This window comes from Streptacidiphilus jeojiense, from assembly GCF_000719095.1.
Classification (GTDB): domain Bacteria; phylum Actinomycetota; class Actinomycetes; order Streptomycetales; family Streptomycetaceae; genus Streptacidiphilus; species Streptacidiphilus jeojiensis.
Map to the genome: position 1 here is coordinate 117,080 of NZ_JOEH01000021.1, position 18,198 is coordinate 135,277.

Annotated in this window: 15 protein-coding genes; 12 read left to right on the top strand and 3 right to left on the bottom strand. The window is 72.5% G+C overall.

The features are described from left to right. Positions 1-14 precede the first annotated feature (14 nt). Positions 15-1,988, bottom strand: a complete 1,974-nt coding sequence (locus tag IF29_RS0126710; RefSeq protein WP_030259936.1) for a CocE/NonD family hydrolase — start codon at positions 1,986-1,988, stop codon at positions 15-17. 382 nt (positions 1,989-2,370) lie between these two features. Here IF29_RS0126710 and IF29_RS43880 point away from each other — a divergent pair, with 382 nt between their 5' ends. The 6 genes from IF29_RS43880 to IF29_RS0126740 are packed head-to-tail and all read left to right on the top strand — an operon-like array spanning position 2,371 to position 11,039. Beyond that, the gene (locus IF29_RS43880; RefSeq protein WP_198037560.1) at positions 2,371-3,942 is read left to right on the top strand and encodes an ABC transporter substrate-binding protein; all 1,572 of its coding nucleotides are present in this window, start codon (positions 2,371-2,373) and stop codon (positions 3,940-3,942) included. Positions 3,943-3,995: 53 nt separating this feature from the next. Continuing rightward, positions 3,996-4,946 (top strand): ABC transporter permease, encoded by a 951-nt coding sequence (locus IF29_RS0126720; protein ID WP_030259940.1) that lies wholly within the window; start codon positions 3,996-3,998, stop codon positions 4,944-4,946. Then, entirely contained in the window at positions 4,943-6,928 is a 1,986-nt protein-coding gene (locus IF29_RS0126725; protein ID WP_030259942.1) for a dipeptide/oligopeptide/nickel ABC transporter permease/ATP-binding protein, read from the top strand. Before IF29_RS0126720 ends, IF29_RS0126725 begins: the two co-directional genes overlap by 4 nt. Further along, positions 6,925-8,022, top strand: a complete 1,098-nt coding sequence (locus IF29_RS0126730; protein ID WP_063757615.1) for an oligopeptide/dipeptide ABC transporter ATP-binding protein — start codon at positions 6,925-6,927, stop codon at positions 8,020-8,022. The genes IF29_RS0126725 and IF29_RS0126730 overlap by 4 nt, the downstream gene beginning before the upstream one ends. A 39-nt stretch (positions 8,023-8,061) precedes the next feature. Then, entirely contained in the window at positions 8,062-9,060 is a 999-nt protein-coding gene (locus tag IF29_RS0126735) for a LacI family DNA-binding transcriptional regulator (RefSeq protein ID WP_030259946.1), read from the top strand. 38 nt (positions 9,061-9,098) lie between these two features. After that, positions 9,099-11,039: a CocE/NonD family hydrolase gene (locus tag IF29_RS0126740; RefSeq protein ID WP_051726043.1), complete on the top strand. Its 1,941-nt coding sequence runs from the start codon at positions 9,099-9,101 to the stop codon at positions 11,037-11,039. On the opposite strand, the gene IF29_RS0126745 is transcribed toward IF29_RS0126740, so the two are convergent. Further along, positions 11,033-12,034 (bottom strand): LacI family DNA-binding transcriptional regulator, encoded by a 1,002-nt coding sequence (locus IF29_RS0126745; RefSeq protein ID WP_332262559.1) that lies wholly within the window; start codon positions 12,032-12,034, stop codon positions 11,033-11,035. The two genes, IF29_RS0126740 and IF29_RS0126745, sit on opposite strands and share 7 nt — an antisense overlap. A gap of 138 nt (positions 12,035-12,172) precedes the next feature. Between IF29_RS0126745 and IF29_RS0126750 the strand changes: the two genes are divergently transcribed. Genes IF29_RS0126750 through IF29_RS0126765 form a run of 4 tightly spaced genes read left to right on the top strand, consistent with a single transcriptional unit; the run spans position 12,173 to position 16,131 of the window. Then, the gene (locus IF29_RS0126750) at positions 12,173-13,009 is read left to right on the top strand and encodes an ATP-binding cassette domain-containing protein (RefSeq protein WP_084715004.1); all 837 of its coding nucleotides are present in this window, start codon (positions 12,173-12,175) and stop codon (positions 13,007-13,009) included. Beyond that, on the top strand, positions 13,006-14,004 hold the full coding sequence (locus IF29_RS0126755) for an ABC transporter permease (protein WP_157623941.1): 999 nt from the start codon (positions 13,006-13,008) through the stop codon (positions 14,002-14,004). Before IF29_RS0126750 ends, IF29_RS0126755 begins: the two co-directional genes overlap by 4 nt. A gap of 59 nt (positions 14,005-14,063) precedes the next feature. Beyond that, on the top strand, positions 14,064-15,059 hold the full coding sequence (locus tag IF29_RS0126760; protein ID WP_030259956.1) for an ABC transporter substrate-binding protein: 996 nt from the start codon (positions 14,064-14,066) through the stop codon (positions 15,057-15,059). Positions 15,060-15,114: 55 nt separating this feature from the next. After that, the gene (locus IF29_RS0126765; protein ID WP_030259965.1) at positions 15,115-16,131 is read left to right on the top strand and encodes a LacI family DNA-binding transcriptional regulator; all 1,017 of its coding nucleotides are present in this window, start codon (positions 15,115-15,117) and stop codon (positions 16,129-16,131) included. A 43-nt stretch (positions 16,132-16,174) separates the two neighbouring features. Here IF29_RS0126765 and IF29_RS0126770 read toward each other — a convergent pair whose 3' ends face one another. Then, the gene (locus IF29_RS0126770; RefSeq protein WP_157623942.1) at positions 16,175-16,894 is read right to left on the bottom strand and encodes a hypothetical protein; all 720 of its coding nucleotides are present in this window, start codon (positions 16,892-16,894) and stop codon (positions 16,175-16,177) included. 129 nt (positions 16,895-17,023) lie between these two features. Here IF29_RS0126770 and IF29_RS0126775 point away from each other — a divergent pair, with 129 nt between their 5' ends. After that, positions 17,024-17,638: a DinB family protein gene (locus IF29_RS0126775; RefSeq protein ID WP_037596744.1), complete on the top strand. Its 615-nt coding sequence runs from the start codon at positions 17,024-17,026 to the stop codon at positions 17,636-17,638. A gap of 127 nt (positions 17,639-17,765) precedes the next feature. Continuing rightward, entirely contained in the window at positions 17,766-18,068 is a 303-nt protein-coding gene (locus tag IF29_RS0126780; RefSeq protein WP_030259973.1) for an STAS domain-containing protein, read from the top strand. Positions 18,069-18,198: the final 130 nt, after the last annotated feature.

The following is an 18,198-nucleotide window of genomic DNA, read 5'->3' on the forward strand; positions in this document are numbered from 1 at the left end:
GGCCGACGGGTCGGTCACCGTCCCAGCGGGGCCTCCCAGGTCTGCGCGAAGACGGTGACCCCGTCGACGGTGACCTCGCCGGTGGCCCGCAGCGCGGTCGGCGAGCAGTGCACGGTCGCCGTGGTGGTCACGGTCTCGCCGGTGCTCATGGTGACCGTGGCGCTGTGGCTGCCGAAGGTGACGGTGCGGTCCGGGTCGTCCCGGCGGACGCCCGCCAGCAGGCTGTTGCCGGACCGGAACTGGTGCCCCTGGTCGGTGGTGCTGTCGCCGGAGCCGGCGCTGACGGCGACCTCGACGCCGTCGTGGATGAGGTCACGGGTGATCGTCCAGCTGAGCTCGGCCGGCGGCCCCGAGCCGGCGGTCCGGGTCTCCGGGGCGGGGGCGGGGGGCAGTTCCACCTGGACGCCGGCGTCCGCCTCCAGCGTGGGAACCGTCAGTTCCACCCGGACGACCCGGAGTTCGGCCGGTTCGGCCGGCGGGGTCAGCCGCGGGAAGTCGGAGTCGCACAGCGCCACCCTGAGCCGCTGCCCGGCCGCGACCTGGTGGACGGTGGGGCGCAGCGCGAGGCGGTGGCGGTCGGCCGGGGTCCGGGGGCAGAGCACGCCGACGGTGATCAGCGCGGAACGCCCCTCGGGGTCGACCTCGGTCAGCCGTACGGCGAGCCGTCGTATTTGCGCGTCCGGAGCGTCCGGCCGGTCCGGCAGATCCGCTCCGGTCGCGAGGGTCACCACGACCTCGGGCCGGCCGGCCACGATCAGACCGTCCGGCAGCGGTGGGCTCTCCAGCACCACCGAGCGCATGTCGTCGTCGTGCTGGTCCTGGGTCGGAAAGGCCTCGCCGAGGCCGAGTCCCGGCACCCCCCGCAGCGCTCCCACCGTGGGGTCGGACCGGTACTCGGCGATGATCCGGCCCGGGTCGGGCTGCTCCGCCGAAGCGGGCCGGAGGACGGTGTCGCCACGGGTCGCCAGCGAGAGGGCTCCGTCCGCGGGCGGCCAGCAGGGGTGGGCCCGCCACCGCGGCCGGGGTCCCTGCTGGTACAGCGTCACCGGGGGCTCGTCCATCACTCCGGTGTCGCGTCCGCGCAGCCAGTGGTCCCACCAGCGCAGCGCCAGGGTGAGGAAGTCGACCGGTGCGACGGCCGCGTGCTGCGGCATGACATGGCCCCAGGGCCCCATCAGCAGCTTCTTCGGTCCGCTGATCCGTTCGTAGGCGCGCACCAGGGGGTCCGGGAAGGCGTCGTGCCAGCCCCCCACGCACAGCGCCGGGACCGTGATGGCCGCGCCGTCGATCGCGCGCTCGCGCCAGACCGGGTCGCCCGGGCCGTGCCGGGCGAAGTCCAGCAGCACCGGCTCGGTCCGGTACAGCCGGCGCTGCCAGCGCTGCTGCTCGGCCTCGGACTTGTGGTTGATCAGCGGTGGCAGCAACTGCTGCACCAGCATCGAGGTGCCGCGGTTGGCCAGCGCGTGCAGATCGCCCCGCGCGCCGTCGGGGTGGACGGTGTCCACCTCCGGATCGAGCCCGTGCATCAGCGGGATGATCGCCCGCAGCTGGGGCGGCCCGAGGCTGGCGGTGCGCAGCGTGGTGATCGCCCCGTAGGAGTGGCCCCACATGCCGACCGATCCGTCGCACCAGGGCTGCCCGGTCGCCCAGTCGATCGCCGCGACCGCGTCGTCGCCGTCGCCCGGGTCGAACTCGGGGCGGCGCTCGCCGTCCGACGAGCCGGTCCCGGCGAGGTCCACCAGCAGGCTGGCGTAGCCGCGTTCGGCGAACCAGCGGGCCGGTCCGTCATGGGCGACCCCGGCGACGAAGTCCTTGCGGTAGGGGAGCACGGTCAGCAGCAGCGGAACCGGTCGGTCGGTCACCGGGCGGTAGAGGTCGGCAGCGAGGGTCTGTTGGGGAACGCCGGTCGGAATCCTCACGTCGCGCACCACGTCGACCGCGAGTGCGGCCGGGTACTCGGATTCGCCGGTGGGCCGGAGACGGGTCATGGGTCCTCCCCGCGTGGGGCACGGACGAGGGTGCGAGCACGAGCCACCCTCTGCAGCTCAGCATTCTACGACTGAGAAGTGCTTTGGATGAAGGTCTTTGACGGAGGATCAGAATCCGTTCGGCGGGCACCGGCGGTGCCGCTCAGAAGTGCTTCGCGAAAACCTCTTGACGGAGGTGCGGTGGCGGCAGTTCATTGATTCGCGTAGGCCAGTCAACGACGGCCGGTCAGCGCCGCCCACCGCGCTTTGACGGTTCGTCACCCACGTCGGCCGACGGTCGGCGCCACCTGCCCCGCCCCGCCCTTCCTGCCGCTGAGTCCGGCAGCCGACCGGCAGCCACCGCAGCTGCCGGCGCAGTACTGAGGAGGCAATGGTGCGTTCCTTGACGACGACCCGTAGACAGGCCCTGATCGCCGTGGCCACCGCTGCGGTGCTCGGCCTGGCGGCGTGCTCCAGCAGCGCCAAGCCGCCGACGCAGTCCGGCACCGGCTCCGGCAGCGCCGGCGGCCGGGTCGGCGGCACCCTGACGGTGGTGACCGACGTGTCCCCGCAGACCCTGGACCCGGCCAAGGCGGTGCAGAACGACGCCTGGTTCACCGAGCTGGCGTACGAGCCGCTGATCGTCCGTCACTCGGACGGGACCCTGGTGCCGGGCCTGGCCGCGTCCTGGTCCTACACCGGCACCGGGAACACCACCTTCGTGCTGCACCTGCGGTCCGGGGTGAAGTTCTCCGACGGCAGCGCGCTGACGGCGCAGACCGTCGTCGACGACCTCAAGTACGTGGTGGCCTCCAAGGGGCAGATGGCCCCGTTCCTGGCCGGCGACACCTTCACCGCGACCGATCCGCTCACCGTCACCATCACGGCGGGCGCGCCCAACCCCAACTTCCCGCAACTGCTGACCCAGGACTACGTGGTCGGCGGGATGGTCAGCAAGGCCGGTCTCGCCGCTCCGACCGGACTCGGCACCAGCACCGCGGGTGCCGGGCCCTACATGCTCGACGCGGGCCAGAGCGTCACCGGGGACCACTACACCTACGTGCCCAACCCGAACTACTACGACGCCAAGTCGGTCTCCTGGCACAAGGTCGTGATCCGGGTGGTCTCCGACGTCCAGTCGGTGCTCAGCACCGTCCAGACCGGCCAGGCCGACGTCGCCCAGGGCGACCCGCAGACCCAGGTCGCGGCCAAGCAGGCGGGCCTGACCGTCGCCTCCTCCCCGCTGCTGTGGTCCGGCGTGGTACTGGCCGACCGGGACGGCAAGCTGGCCAAGCCGCTGGGCGACGTCCGGGTCCGGCAGGCGCTGAACTACGGCACCGACCGCACCTCGATCGTCAACGCGCTGTTCAAGGGCCTGGGCGAGCCGACCAACCAGATGACCGTCCCGGACGGGTACGGCTACGACGCCCAGCTGAACTCGACCTATCCCTACGACGTGAACAAGGCCAAGGAGCTGCTCACCGCGGCCGGCTACGGGAGCGGGTTCCAGCTGAAGATCGTCACCCCCGACTACCAGCAGCTCAACATCCTGGCGCAGGCGCTGAAGCAGCAGTGGCAGAAGATCGGCGTGGACCTGCAGATCACCGACGACGCGGACGCCAACAAGTACGCGGCCGCCGCGTTCGGCGGGGCCTTCCCGGCCTTCATGACCTCCTTCGGCGCCATCCCGGTCTGGATGGAGGGGCCGTCGCTGTTCATGCCGACGGCCGCGTTCAACCCGCTGCACACCGCCGACGCCAACCTGACCAAGCTGTACAACCAGGAGGCCGTCTCCTCCGGGGCCGCGCAGGCCGCGCTGGACCAGCAGATCGAGGGCTACCTGGTGCACCAGGCCTGGTTCGTGCCGGTGGTCACCACCGGACTGCCGTACTACGCGCGCAACACCGTCAGCGGCATCAGCACCTCGGCCACCGAGCCGCTGCTCGACCTCTACGAGGTGCAGCCGGCCGGCTGAAGCCGGTGTCCCTTCAAGGATGTCGTGTCCCTTCAAGGATGTGAGGTGCACCGATGGTCCGTGAGGCGATCAGATGGCTGCTCTCCTCGCTGGTACTGCTGTTCGTGGTCACCGTCCTCACCTTCGTGCTGGTCGCCATGGCGCCCGGGGACGCCGCCAAGGCGATCCTGAACGCCCGCAGCGGCGGCTACACACCGCAGCAGTACCAGGAGATGCGCCGCATGCTGGGCCTGGACCAGTCGCTGCCGGTCCAGTACTGGCACTGGCTGGACCACCTGCTGCACGGGAGCATGGGCACCGACCTGTTCAACGGCCAGTCGGTGACCCAGGCCCTCGGCAGCCGGATCGGCCCGAGCCTGTCCGTCATCGTGGCCACCCTGGTGGTGTCCGGGCTGGTCGGCGTGGCACTGGGCATCGTCAGCGCGCTGCGCGGCGGCGTACTGGGCCGGCTGGTGGACGTGGTGTCGCTGGGAGGGCTGGCGATCCCCAACTTCTGGCTGGCGCTGGTGCTGGTGGAACTGTTCGCGGTCAGGCTCGCCGCCTTCCCCGCGACCGGGTACACCCCCTTCGGCACCGATCCGGTGCAGTGGCTGCGGGGTCTGGTGCTGCCGGTGCTGACGCTGTCGGCCGGGGCCGTGGCGTTCATCGCCAAGCAGACCAGGGACGCGATGTCGGACGTGCTCTCCCAGGAGTTCGTCACCATGCTGCGCGCCCGCGGACTGTCGACCCGCTCGGTGGTGCTGAAGCACGCGCTGCGCAACGCCGCGATCCCGGTGGTCACCCTGCTGGGACTGCTGCTGGTGAGCCTGCTCGGCGGGACGGTGGTGGTCGAGGACATCTTCGCCATTCCCGGGCTGGGACAGCAGGCGATGACTGCGAGCGCAAGCCATGACCTGCCGATGATCGAGGGGGTGGCGTTCCTGTTCACCGTGGTCGTGGTGGTCACCAATCTGGTCGTGGACGTCTCCTACCGGCTGCTCAACCCCAAGGTGCGTGCCTCATGACGGCGATCATCACCTCGCCGGAGACGGTCCAGGAGACCGGACCGGCGGCGCCCGCCCCCGGAAGGCCCTGGCGCGGCCTGCTGCGGCAGCCGCTGGGGCTGCTGTCGGCCGGGTACCTGCTGCTCCTGGTCGTGGTCGCGGCGGCGGGAACGCTGCTGACGCCGCGTGACCCCGAGGCCGACGATCTGGCCCACACCCTCTCCGGGCCGAGCGGCGCGCACTGGCTGGGCACCGACCGGCTGGGTCGCGACGTCTTCAGCCGGCTGATGGTCGGCAGCCGGCCGACCCTGCTGGGAGTCGCGGAGGCGGTCCTGGTCTTCGTGGTGCTCGGGGTCGCCCTCGGCATGGTCGCCGGCTTCGCCGGCGGCCGGACCGACCGGCTGATCGCCCGGCTCGGGGACCTGGTGCTCGCGGTTCCGGGCATCATCGCCCTGCTCATGGTGCTGGCCGTGTTCCCCGACAACAACGCGGCGGCGATGATCGCCTTCGGGCTGATCAGCAGCCCCTCGCTGCTGCGGGTGGTGCGCGCGGTGACCATGGCGGTCCGCAACGAGCTGTATGTGAAGGCGGCCCGGCTCTCCGGCCTGAGCACCCCGGCGATCCTGCGGCGCCACATCCTGCCCCGACTGGCCGGTCCGGTCATCGTCCAGGTCTCGCTGTTCGCGGCGAGCGCGGTGCTGGCGGAGACCGCGCTGTCGTTCCTGGGACTGGCCACTCCCGAGACCCAGGGCCCGAGTTGGGGCAACATGGTCGGCGAGGCCGCGAGCGTCATCAGTGTGGACCCCTGGCTGCTGGTGCCCACCGGGGGGATGCTGGTGGTCACCGTGCTGGCCCTGGGGCTGCTGGGCGACACCGTCCACGACCTGACCGTGGGGCGAGCCCGGGGGAGCGCGGTCCGGCCTGTCCGACGCCCGCGCCCGGCGGTCCGCACCGCCGTCGCCGTCGCCGCCGCAGACGTCGCCGCAGCCGTCGCCGACGGGGCTCCGACGGAGCAGGGGGCCGCTGCCCCGCTGCTCTCGGTCCGCGGACTGACCATCGCCTTCCCCTCACCGGAGGGCGAGGTCACGGTCGTCCGCGGGGTCGGCTTCGACGTCGCCCGGGGCGAGTGCGTGGGGATCGTGGGGGAGTCCGGCTGCGGTAAGACCGTCACCGCCCGCAGCCTGGTGGGCCTGCTGCCGGGCGGCGGGCGGGTGGTCGCCGGATCGGTGGCCTTCGACGGGCGCGACCTCGCGGATCCGGCCGGACGCGAGGTCGCCCGCCTGCGCGGCTCGCGGATCGGGCTGATCTCGCAGGAGCCGATGAGCGGGCTCGACCCCTCCTTCCGGGTGGGGTCCCAGCTGGCCGAGGTGGTCCGCCGGCACCACCGCCTGACCAGACGTCAGTCCAGAGCAAGGGCACTGGAGTTGCTTGCCCTGGTGGAACTCCCCGATCCGGCTTCGGTGGCGCGGAGCCATCCGCACGAACTGTCCGGCGGCATGGCGCAGCGGGTGTCGATCGCGCTGGCCCTGGCCGGCGAGCCCGACCTGCTGATCGCGGACGAGCCCACCACCGCCCTGGACGTGACCGTGCAGGCCGAGATCCTCAACCTGCTGCGGTCGCTGCGGGTGCGGACCGGGATGGCCGTCGTCCTGGTCACCCATGACTGGGGGGTGCTGGCCGACCTGTGCGAGCGGGCGGTGGTGATGTACGCGGGCGAGGTGGTCGAGCAGGCACCGGTCAGCGATCTCTACCACGCCCCGCGCCATCCCTACACGCTGGCCCTGCTCGCCGCCAATCCGCATCTGGCAGCGGTGGGGCAGGAGTTGCCGGCGATCCCAGGTACGGTGCCGCCGCCGTCGGCGTGGCCGGCCGGCTGCCACTTCCAACCCCGCTGCGGCTACGCCACCGAGGAGTGCGGCGCCGGTGCGATTCCGCTCGTGACCGTGGCCGGCGGGCACCAGGCGCGCTGCATCCACGTCGACCGGCTGGAGGCGGCACGATGACCGGCACGGACATCGACACCGGCAACGCCACCGGCCGCGCCGACACCGTTCCGCTGCTGGAGACCGAGGGGCTGACGGTCCGTTACCACCGTGGCCGGCGCCGTCCGGCGCTGACCGCCGTGCACGGGGTCGGCCTGACCGTGGGCCGCGGCGAGACCGTCGCCCTGGTCGGCGAGAGCGGTTCGGGCAAGTCCTCGGTGGGCAACGCCGTCCTGGGGCTGACTCCCGTGGACTCGGGCAGCATCCGCTTCGACGGCGAGGACATCACCCGGGCCGACCCCCGCCGCAGACGGGCCCTGACGGCGCAGATCCAGGCGGTCTTCCAGGACCCGTACGGTTCGCTGAACCCGGTGCGGACCATCGGGCAGAGCCTGGTCGAACCGCTGCTGGCGCACCGACGCCCCGACGCGGGGGCCCCGCGCGACCAGGTCGCCGCGGCGCTGGAGCGGGTGGGCCTGCCCGCGGGCGCGGCCGACCGCTACCCCGCCCACTTCTCCGGGGGGCAGCGGCAGCGCATCGCCATCGCCCGGGCCCTGATCGTCCGCCCCCGACTGATCGTCTGCGACGAGCCCACCAGCGCCCTGGACCTGTCCATCCAGGCCCAGGTGATCAACCTGCTCAACCGGGTGCAGCGCGACCTGGGGGTGAGCTACCTGTTCATCACCCACGACCTGGCCCTCATCCGCCACATCGCCCACCGCGTGGTGGTGCTCTACGGCGGGCACGTCATGGAGGCCGGGCCCACCGAGCAGGTCTGCGACCGTCCCCGCCATCCCTACGCACAGGCCCTGCTCGCGGCCGCCCCGGTGCCGGACCCCGAGGAACAGGCCGTTCGAAGGAGCGGCCGGCCTTCGCGTGGCACGGCCGGCGCCGGCGCCGGCAGCGCCGGGCCGGCCGTGGGCTGTCCCTTCGCCCCGAGGTGCCCGTACGCGGCCGAGCCCTGCCGCCGGATACGCCCACCGCTGGAGAGCGTTGACGGCGGGCAGCTGGCCTGCTTGCGTTACCCCGAGATCGCGGAGCCCAGCGCCGTCCGAGGGCCGGGGAGCCGCCAACCTGAGGAGATCCCCCATGCCGATGCCAGGCCGCTGCCGTGAGTCCGGGCGGTCGCGCTGCTCCGAGCGAGGCGTGGCCGCGTGAGTGCGGTGACCATCTACGACGTCGCCACCAGGGCCGGGGTGAGCATCTCCACGGTCTCGCAGACGCTCAACCGGCCGGAGCGGGTCAATGCCGCAACCCGGGAACGGGTGCTGGACGCCATCGAGGAGCTGGGCTTCGTCCCCAAGGCGTCGGCGGTCAGCCACGCCCGCCGCGGCGTCGGACGCATCGGCGTGTTCGCGCCGTTCACCTCCTACGACTCCTACCGGCGGCGGCTGATGGGGGTGCTGTCGGAATCCGACGGCACCGCCCGTGACATCGTGGTCTACGACCACGTCTCCGCGGCGGCCACCATGTCGCCGCTGCTGCGGACCCTTCCGGTGACCGGCCGGCTGGACGGCCTGCTCATCATGGGGCTCCCGCTGGACGACGCGCTGGCCCGGCACCTGATCACCCGTCGGCTGCCGACGGTGCTGGTGGACAGCAGACGCCCGGAGTTCAGCGCCGTCGACGTGGACGACGAGGAGGGCGGCGCCATCGTCGCCCGCTACCTGCTGGAGCGCGGCCACACCTCGTTCGCCTTCGTCCAGGAGCCGCAGCAGTCCTTCGCGTTCGTCTCCCAGGGGCAGCGGCGCAACACCGGCTTCCTCCGGGTCCTGGCCGAGGCCGGCCTCGACCAGGACCGGGTGCACACCGTGCTGGTGCGCAACGACATCGCCGGGGGGCACGAGGCGCTGAACCAGATCCTGGCCCGGACCCCGCGGCCGACGGCGGTGTTCGCCCACCACGACCTGCTGGCCGCGGGCCTGCTGCTGGAGTGCCGGCGCCGCGGCGTCCAGGTGCCGGGCGAGTTGGCGATCGTCGGCTTCGACGACAACAGCATCGCCGAGGCGGCCGGGCTGACCACCGTGCGCCAGCCGCTGGAGGAGTCCGGCACCATCGGCGCCAGGCTGCTGACCGGGCTGATCGCCGGGACGTCCACCTCGGTCCAACGCATCACCCTCGGACTCGAACTGGTGGTACGCGACACCACCTGACACCTGAAGGCCGTAGCCCGCGAGAGCGAGGTACCACGATGTCCGCCGAGTGCATCCACGACGTGAGGATCGTGCGCGACGCGCGCATCCCGATCCCCGCCGACGGCCCCTCCGGGCCCCGCCAGTCCCTGTCCGCCGACCTGTACCTGCCGGTCACCGACGACCCGGTGCCCGCGCTGGTGTCGGTCACCCCCTACCGCAAGGACGCCCTCGGCGGGATCGGCGCGGCCGGGTCGCTGCGCTGGTTCGCCGCCCACGGTTACGCCTGCCTGCTGGTGGACTTCCGCGGCACCGGCTCCTCCGACGGCCGGGCCCGCCCGCCGTTCGACCCGGCCGAGGCCGACGACGGCGTCGCCGCCGTCGAATGGGCGGCCGGGCAGCCCTGGTGCACCGGCGCCGTCGGCATGTGGGGACTGTCCTACGGTGCGGTGCTGACCCTGCGTACCGCCGCGCGCCGGCCGGAGCACCTCGGGGCGATCATCCCGGTGCTCGGCATGCCGGACCCGGAGCGGGACTTCATCCACCCGTCGGGCGCGGCCGGCTGCCTCGCCCCGCTCGGGGTGTGGGGTCTCGGCACGCTCCGCGACCTGCTGCTGCCACCGCTGCACGCCCACCGGAGCGAGGACGAGCAGCGGCGCTGGCGGCACCGGGTGGAACAGGCCGAGCCGTATCTGCTCGACCTCTACCGTCACCGCCCCGGACACCGGGTGTGGCGCGAGCGGGTGGTCGACGCCTCCGCGGTCACCGCGCCGGCCCTCTGCGTGGCCGGCTGGCGTGACATGTTCTGCGACGGATCGCTGCGCGCCTACGAGCAACTGCGGGGGCCCAGGAAGCTGTTGGTCGGTCCCTGGATGCACACCATGCCGCAGGAGTCGCCGTTCGACCCGGTCGACTTCCACGCTCTGGCGCTGCGCTGGTGGGACCGCTGGCTGGCCGGGGTCGACAACAGTGTCGACCGGGAACCCGAGGTCACCCTCCGGGTGATGGGGCACCGGCCGCAGTGGCGCGGCTACGGCCACTGGCCGCCGCAGGGGGAGCAGGTCCAGGTGTCCGCCGGGGGCGGATCGGCGCCGCTCACCGCCAGACTGGACCCCTCGGTCGGCTCGCTGAGCGGCCTGTGGGGGATCCCGACCAGCGGCTACGGCCTGCCCGGCGACCAGCACCAGGACGACATGGGCGGCCTGAGGGTGACCGGTCCGCCGCTGGAGCGGCCGCTGCTGCTGATCGGCCGGCCGGTGGCCACCCTGGAACCGGCGCGGGCCTGCGGCTTCGGACGGCTGGTCGTCAAACTCACCGACGTCGACCCGCGCGGGCGCTCCACCCTGATCACCGGCGGCGTCCTCGCGGATCCCCGCACCGACCACCGGGTCGTGCTCGACCCGACCGCCTACCAGCTCCCGGCCGGGCACCGGCTGCGCGTCGTGGTCTCGGACGGCGCCTTCCCGCGGCTGTGGCCCTGCGGCTCCGAGTCGGCGCCGGAGGACCGGGTGCTGCGGCTGGCCCGCCTGGACCTCGCCCTGCCGACGGTCGACGCCGCCCAGGGGGAGCCGGCGGTCCCGCCCGAACCCGGGCAGGACCGGGCCGACGGGACCGACCTCTGGATCGGCGACTCCCCCCGATGGACCGTCAGCCGCGATCTGGTCAACCGGGGCACCACGGTGACGATGGGCGGCGGTCTGTCCGCCCGCACCCCGCAACGGGAGCACCGGCTCGACGTGGAGACGGAGCTCACGGCCACCGTCGAGGCCGCCGTACCCGGAGCCGCCCGGGTCCACGGCAGCACGACCGCGACCGTCCGGCTGGACACCGGCGAGCACCTGCTCGTCCGGGTGGAACTGCAGCTCACCGAGGGCGCGGCGGTGGCCACCGGGACGGTGCACATCGACGGCGTCGAGGTGGTCGCCCGCCGCTGGCACACCGCCGACGACGGCAGCCGCCGGGAGCCGGCCGCCGATCCGGTGCCCACGGCGGCTCAGTAGGGTCCGCTGATCTCGCCGGAGCCGCGGGCCACCAGCCGGGTCGGCAGCACCACCGTGCGCGGGGGCGAGCTGTCGCCGTGGATCCGGGAGAACAGCAGGTGGGCGGCGGTGCTGCCCATGGCCACCGGGTCCTGGGCGATCACCGTGACCGGCGGGTCCAGCTGCGCGGCGAGCAGGAAGTCGTCGAAGCTTACCAGCGCGGTGCCGGCCGGCAGTGCGGCCCTGACGCCGAGTCCGACGATGCCGTTGCTGGCCAGCACGGCCGTCGGCGGGTCCGCCTCGGCCAGCATCCCGGTCATCGCGGCGGTCGCGTCGTCGGCCAGCCGCAGCCCGTGCCGCACGATCGCGGGGTCGGCCGGGATGCCCGCGTACGCCAGCGCGGTGAGGTAGCCGGCGTAGCGCTCCTCGATGGTCCAGATGTCCAACCGGTCGCCCAGGTAGGCGATCCGCCGGTGGCCGTGGGCGATCAGGTGGGCGATGGCCCGGTTGGCCGACCCCCGGTTGTCCACCACCACGGCGTCGGTCTTCAGTCCGGTGGCGGAGCGGTCCGCGCAGACCACCCGGGTGCCGGTGGCGACGGCGTTGCGCAGGAAGCGGTGGCTCCCGGCCACCGGGATCAGGATCAGCCCGTCGATCCGGCGCGAGGTGAACGCCGAGACCACTTCGCGCTCGCGGACCGGGTCGTCCCGGGAGGAGCCGATCAGCACCACGCTGCCCTGCTGCCGGGCCACGTCCTCGACCGCGGAGGCCAGCGAGGCCATGAACGGGTCGGCGACGTTGTCCAGCAGGATGCCGACGGTCTGGGTCAGCTGGCCCTTGCGCCGCAACTGCCGTGCCACGTCGTCCCGCTGGTAGCCCAGGGAGCGGATGGCGCGGTGCACCCGGGCGGCGGTCTCGGGCATCACCCCGGGCTCACCGTTGACCACCCGGGAGACCGTCATGGTGCTGACACCGGCCTGCCGGGCGACGTCCTTCATCGTGGGTCGAGCGGGCACGACCGTTCCCCTCCGGCGAGATCGAACGGTAACGATACAACGCCTGCAAGGCTATTGACGTCGCATCAGACACAGGTTGAGGATCGGAGCGCTGTTAACGATACCAAGCTGACAACGATGTCGACAGGAGTGGCAACGATGCCCGATCCACTGCTTGCGGCACGCGGCGTGGTGAAGCGGTTCGGACACGTCCAGGCCCTGCAGGGGGCCGACTTCACCGCCTACCCGGGCGAGGTGGTCGCGCTCATCGGCGACAACGGAGCGGGGAAGTCGACGTTGGTGAACATCCTCTCCGGGGTGGTCCAGCCGGACGCCGGGGAGATCACCCTGGAGGGCCGGCCGGTCAGCTTCACCGGCCCGATGGACGCCCAGCGGCACGGCGTGGAGACCGTCTACCAGGACCTCTCGCTGGCCCCGCACCTGGACGCCGCCGCCAACCTCTACCTGGGGCGGGAGATCCTCCGCGGCGGCTTCCTGCGCCCCTTCAAGGCGCTGGACCGGCCGGCGATGCGCCGGGCGGCCGTCCAGGCCTTCGCCGAACTGGGGGTGACCCTGCTGGACGTGAACGCGCCGGTGGGCGAACTCTCGGGCGGGCAGCGGCAGTCGGTGGCGGTCGCCCGCGCGGTGGCCTTCGCCCGCAAGGTCATCTTCATGGACGAGCCGACCGCCGCGCTGGGCGTGGTCCAGCGCGGCCGGGTGCTGGACACCGTCCGGCGGGTCCGCGACCGCGGCGTGGGAGTGGTGCTGATCAGCCACAACATGCCGGAGGTGCTGTCGGTCGCGGACCGGGTCGAGGTGCTGCGGCTGGGCCGCCGGGTGGCCTCGTTCCGGGCCGCGGACAGCTCCATCGAGGAACTGGTCGGCGCGATGACCGGATCGCTGGACGAACCCGACGCCGGCAACGGCAACGGCAATGGCGGCGACGGCGACAACGGCGGCAACGGTGCCAACGGCGATGGGGGTACGGCAAAGTGACCCGCAGTCAACTCCCGGAGTGGGCCCGCAGGGCGCTGCGCCGCAACGAGGCCTGGACCTTCGCGATCCTGGTGGTCCTGGTCGCCTACTTCTCCATCTCCGCCCCGGGGAAGTTCTTCACCGTCTACGACATCACCCAGATCGCCGTCAACGCCGCCATCTACCTGGTGCTCGGCGTCGGCATGACCTATGTGATCATCACGGCCGGCATCGACCTGTCCATCGGCTCGGTGCTGGTGCTGGCCGCGGTGGCGGCCGGCGAGTACACCATCCACCACGGCGCGGCCGGGGCCGGCTGGTTCACCGTCGCCGTCAGCATCGTGATCGCCCTCGCGGTGGGCGCCGCCTGGGGCGCGCTGCAAGGTGCGCTGGTCGCGACCGGCAAGATCCCGGCGCTGATCGTCACCCTGGGCGGCCTCGGCGCCGCCCTCGGCCTGGCCGAGATCGCCACCGGCGGCCAGGACCCCTCCGGCGCCGCCGCCACGCACCTGCAGAACAGCCTCGGCTACGGGAAGGTGCTCGGCATCCCCTGGCTGGTGGTGCTCGCGGCGGTGGTCACCGTGGTCTTCGGGCTGCTGCTCGGCGGCACCCGGTTCGGCGTGCACACCTTCGCCATCGGCTCCAACCCGGCCGCCGCCCGGCGGGCCGGCATCCCGGTCGGCCGGCACCTGGTGAAGGTGTACGCGCTGATGGGGCTGCTGGCCGGGCTGGGCGCGGTGATGTGGCTGGCCTCCTACGGCACCACCTCCATCGCCGGGCACTCGACCGACAACCTCAAGGTCATCACGGCCGTGGTGCTGGGCGGCACCAGCCTCTTCGGCGGGCGCGGCTCGGTGCTGGGCACGGTCATCGGCGTGTTCATCCCCGCGGTGCTCACCACCGGCCTGATCGTCGTCGGCGTCCAGCAGTACTGGCAGGACGTGGCGGTGGGCGCGGTGCTGGTCGGCGCGGTCTACCTGGACCAGATCCGCAAGCAGACCCGCGAACGGACCTGAGCGGCCCCCGAGCGGACCTCAGCAGTCAGAAACCCCTCAGCAGAAGGAGACCGGACGCGATGGGAACGACGGCACGAGACAACACAAGAGCCCTGCTGGCGCTGGGCGCGGCGGCCGCACTGGCGCTCACCCTGTCGAGCTGCAGCTCGGGCTCGGGCAGCTCGGGCGGCTCGGGCGGCGCCAAGAACATCACCCTGATCACCGGGGTGAAGAGCGACCCCTTCTACATCACCATGACCTGCGCGGCCCAGGCCGAGGCCAAGGCCAAGGGGGTCGGCTTCACCGCCGACGGCTCCGCGCAGTGGGACGTCTCGGTGCAGCGCCCGCTGATCGACTCGGTGGCGGCGGCCAAGCCGGCCGGCCTGCTGGTGTCGCCGGTGGACACCACCGCGCTGACCCCCTCGCTGAAGCAGATCCAGAACGCCGGGACGAAGATCGGCCTGGTCGACACCTCGGTGACCGACCCCTCCATCGGCATCACCCGGATCTCCTCGGACAACGTCAAGGGCGGCCAGGTCGCGGCGGACGCGCTGGCCAAGCAGATGGGGGAGAAGGGCTCGGTGATCGTGATCAGCGTCAAGCCGGGCGTCTCCACCACCGACGACCGGATCAAGGGCTTCACCCAGGAGATGGCCAAGTACCCGGGTATCTCCGTCATCCCCACCCTCTACGACAACGACCTGCCGGCCACCGCCGCCTCGCAGATCCAGTCCACCCTGGCGGCCCACCCCGACCTCGGCGGGGTGTTCGCCGGCAACACCAACACCGCCCAGGGCATCGCCACCGGTCTCAAGCAGGCCGGCAAGCAGGGCGCGGTCAAGGTGGTGGCCTTCGACGCCGAACCGGACGAGGTCACCGCGCTGAAGGCCAACACCATCCAGGTGCTGGTCGCCCAGGACCCGGCGGCCATCGGCACCCAGGCCGTCGACCAGCTGGTCGCCGCCTTCGACGGCAAGCCGGTGACCGCCTCGATCGGCACCACCATGGTGGCGATCACCCAGCAGAACATGAACGACCCGGCCGTCAGCAAGTACTTCTACAAGGCCGCCTGCTGACCGGTGCCGACGCAGTTCGCCCGCTGTGCTGGGTGGTCGTCGTATGCTCCGTGGCATGACCACCCAGTACGGCACCCGTCCCACCATGAAGGACGTCGCGGCCAGGGCGAGGGTCGGGCTGAAGACCGTCTCCAGGGTGGTCAACGACGAGCCCGGCGTCACCCCGGCCACCGCGGACCGGGTCCGCAGCGCCATCACCGAGCTGGGCTTCCGCCGCAACGACAGCGCGCGGATGCTCCGCAAGGGCCGCACCGCCAGTGTGGGACTGCTGCTGGAGGACATCGGCGACCCCTTCTACTCCGTGCTCAGCCGGGCGGTGGAGGCGGTGGCCCGGTTCCACGGGTCGCTGCTGTTCACCGGCTCCAGCGCGGAGCACCCGCAGCGCGAGCGGGAGCTGGCCATGGCCTTCTGCGCCCGCCGGGTGGACGGGCTGGTCATCGTGCCGGCCGGGGACGACCACCGCTACCTGCTGCCGGAACTGGCCGCCGGGACCGCGGCCGTCTTCGTGGACCGCCCGGCCGAGCAGATCGAGGCCGACGCCGTGCTCAGCGACAGCGTGGGCGGCGCCAGGGAGGGCACCGCGCACCTGATCCGGCACGGCCACCGCAGGATCGGCTTCGTCGGCGACCAGCCGCAGATCCACACCGCCGCCGAGCGGCTGCGCGGCTACCGGGAGGCGATGGCCGCGGCCGGACTGCCGGTGGACCCGGACCAGGTGGCGATGGGACCAACCGATCAGGCGACCGTCGCCGCCGCGCTGGAGCGACTGACCAGTGGCCCGCGTCCGGTCACCGCGCTGCTCACCGGCAACAACCGGATCACCCTGGAGGTGCTGCGGCGGCTGCCGGCGCTGCCGTACCGCCCGGCCCTGGTCGGCTTCGACGACCTGGAGCTGGCCGAACTGCTGGTCCCCGGCCTGACCGTGGTGGCCCAGGACCCGGCCGGCCTCGGCCGCACCGCCGCCGACCTGCTCTTCCGCCGCCTGGACGGGGACACCACCCCGCCCAGGACGGTCCGCCTGCCGACCCGGCTGATCCCGCGCGGCTCCGGCGAGACGGTCGCCCCCCGCTAGCCCGATGGCCGGTGGCCCGGTGGCCCGCTAGCCCGGTGGCCCGCTAGCCCGCCGGACTGACGATCGGCGCGGGGGCGGCCGGGGCGAAGGACGTGGGGTAGCCGGCGCAGCCCCGGACGATCTGTCGGTGCAGGTCGTCCCCGTAGGTGCCGCCGAGGAACTCGCTCTGGGTCTGCGTCGCCCGCTCGTCGGTCAGGGTGACGTCGATGAAGGGCAGGTCGTACTGGCCCGGGGCCCGGCCGCAGTCCTGAACGTCCGCGAGCACATGGACGATGCGCGAGGTGCCCGGGGTGATGGTGAGCGGCAGCCCGTCGCCGGGGGTGAGCAGCATGCCCGCGTGGAACTGCCCGAACTGACTGACGGTCACCGGGATCGGCCCGCTGACGGCGATCTGCAGCAGGATGACGAACCGGCGTCCGCTCAGGTCCTCCGGGATGATGCCGGCGTAGGTGACGTCGGTGATCTCGGAGGGCCAGGGGGCCAGGTCCGGCAGCGGCGAGGACGGCGCGGGCGCGGGTACCCCGTACTGCCCGGCCTGCAGCGCCGGAACCGCCAGGACGCCCAGGACGACGGCGGCCGCGGCGAGCAGCGTACGGCGGGTGGACCTGCCCAGGCCGTGCCACCACGCCCCGAGCCGCCCCTGGAACGCCTCGGCGGACGCCTCCTCCGGCGGACCGGACGGGACGTCCCCGGACTCCTCGCCGGGTACTTCGAGCGGGCCCACCTGTCCGACCCGCTCAGGTCGCTCGCGACGGTCGGCCATTCCCCGCCCCCCTCGTACGAGCGAGCGATGCCCGATGCCGCGGCCGGCCAAACGCGGCCGGCCGTCGGTACCCGTTGTGAGTGCCCGTCGTCAGCGCCGATTGTCAGTACCGGGTGGAAGACTCGCGCCATGAACGAAGACAAGGCCAAGGCCGACCTGGTCCGCTACCTCCAGACCGCCCGCGAGGCCCTGGTCTGGAAGCTCGACGGGCTCTCCGAGTACGACGTCCGGCGCCCGCTGACGCCGACCGGCACCAATCTACTGGGGCTGGTCAAGCACGTGGCCAGCGTGGAGCTGGGCTACTTCGGCGACACCTTCGGCCGGCCCTCCGGCGAGCCGCTGCCCTGGTTCGAGGACGACGCCGAACCCAATGCGGACATGTGGGCCACCCCCGACGAGTCCCGCGAGGACATCGTCGGCCTGTACCGCCGCTCCTGGAAGCACGCCGAGACGGTCTTCGCCGAGCTGCCGCTCGACGCCGTCGGCCGGGTGCCGTGGTGGCCGGCCGAGCGCAGCGAGGTGACACTGCACCAGATCCTGGTCCACATGATCGCGGAGACCGACCGACATGCCGGGCACGCCGACATCGTCCGTGAGCTCGTCGACGGCTCGGCCGGGCTGCGGGAGGGGAACGACAACTTGGGCGGCGATCCCTCCGGGTGGGAGGAGCACCGGAACAGGCTGGAGGAGGCGGCGAAAGCGGCGAAGGAGGCGAAGACGGCCGATCCGGGGCTGCCGGCGTAACGGCACGGCAACGGTTGCCGCGGATCGTGAAGAATCTGTGTTCGCCTTGTCGTTCGTTCAACTAGCTTGAGCCCCCTCATAATTGGGACAACGGGGGGTCTCGATGGCCGAAAGACCTGCACTGAGCATGCTCGTTCTGGACGACTGTCCGACGGTGGAGATCCTGCTCTCGGGCGATCTCGACGCGACCGCGGACCGGGCGCTGTCGGAGGTGGTGGCCGGGGTGCTCATCGACCCGCAGGTGGTGCGGATCGAGGTGGACGTCGCCGGGCTGGCGTATGTCGACGCCTGCGGCGTGGCAGCGCTCTTCCGGGTCCGGCAGCGGGCCGCGAACTTCGGGGTCTGCCTGCGCCTGGTCCAGGTGCGCCCGCCGCTGCACCGGCTGCTGGACTGCGCGGAGGTGTGGCGCTCGCTCGCCGACCCGGAGTGACGGTGCGTGGGAATTGGGTGACGGGGATGGGGGAGGGGGTATCGCGCCATTCTGCCGGGGTTGACGGTGGGCGGGGGTGGGGAGATCTCTGTGGGCACAGGTGGGCCTGCTAGAGTCGTTGATCATTCAT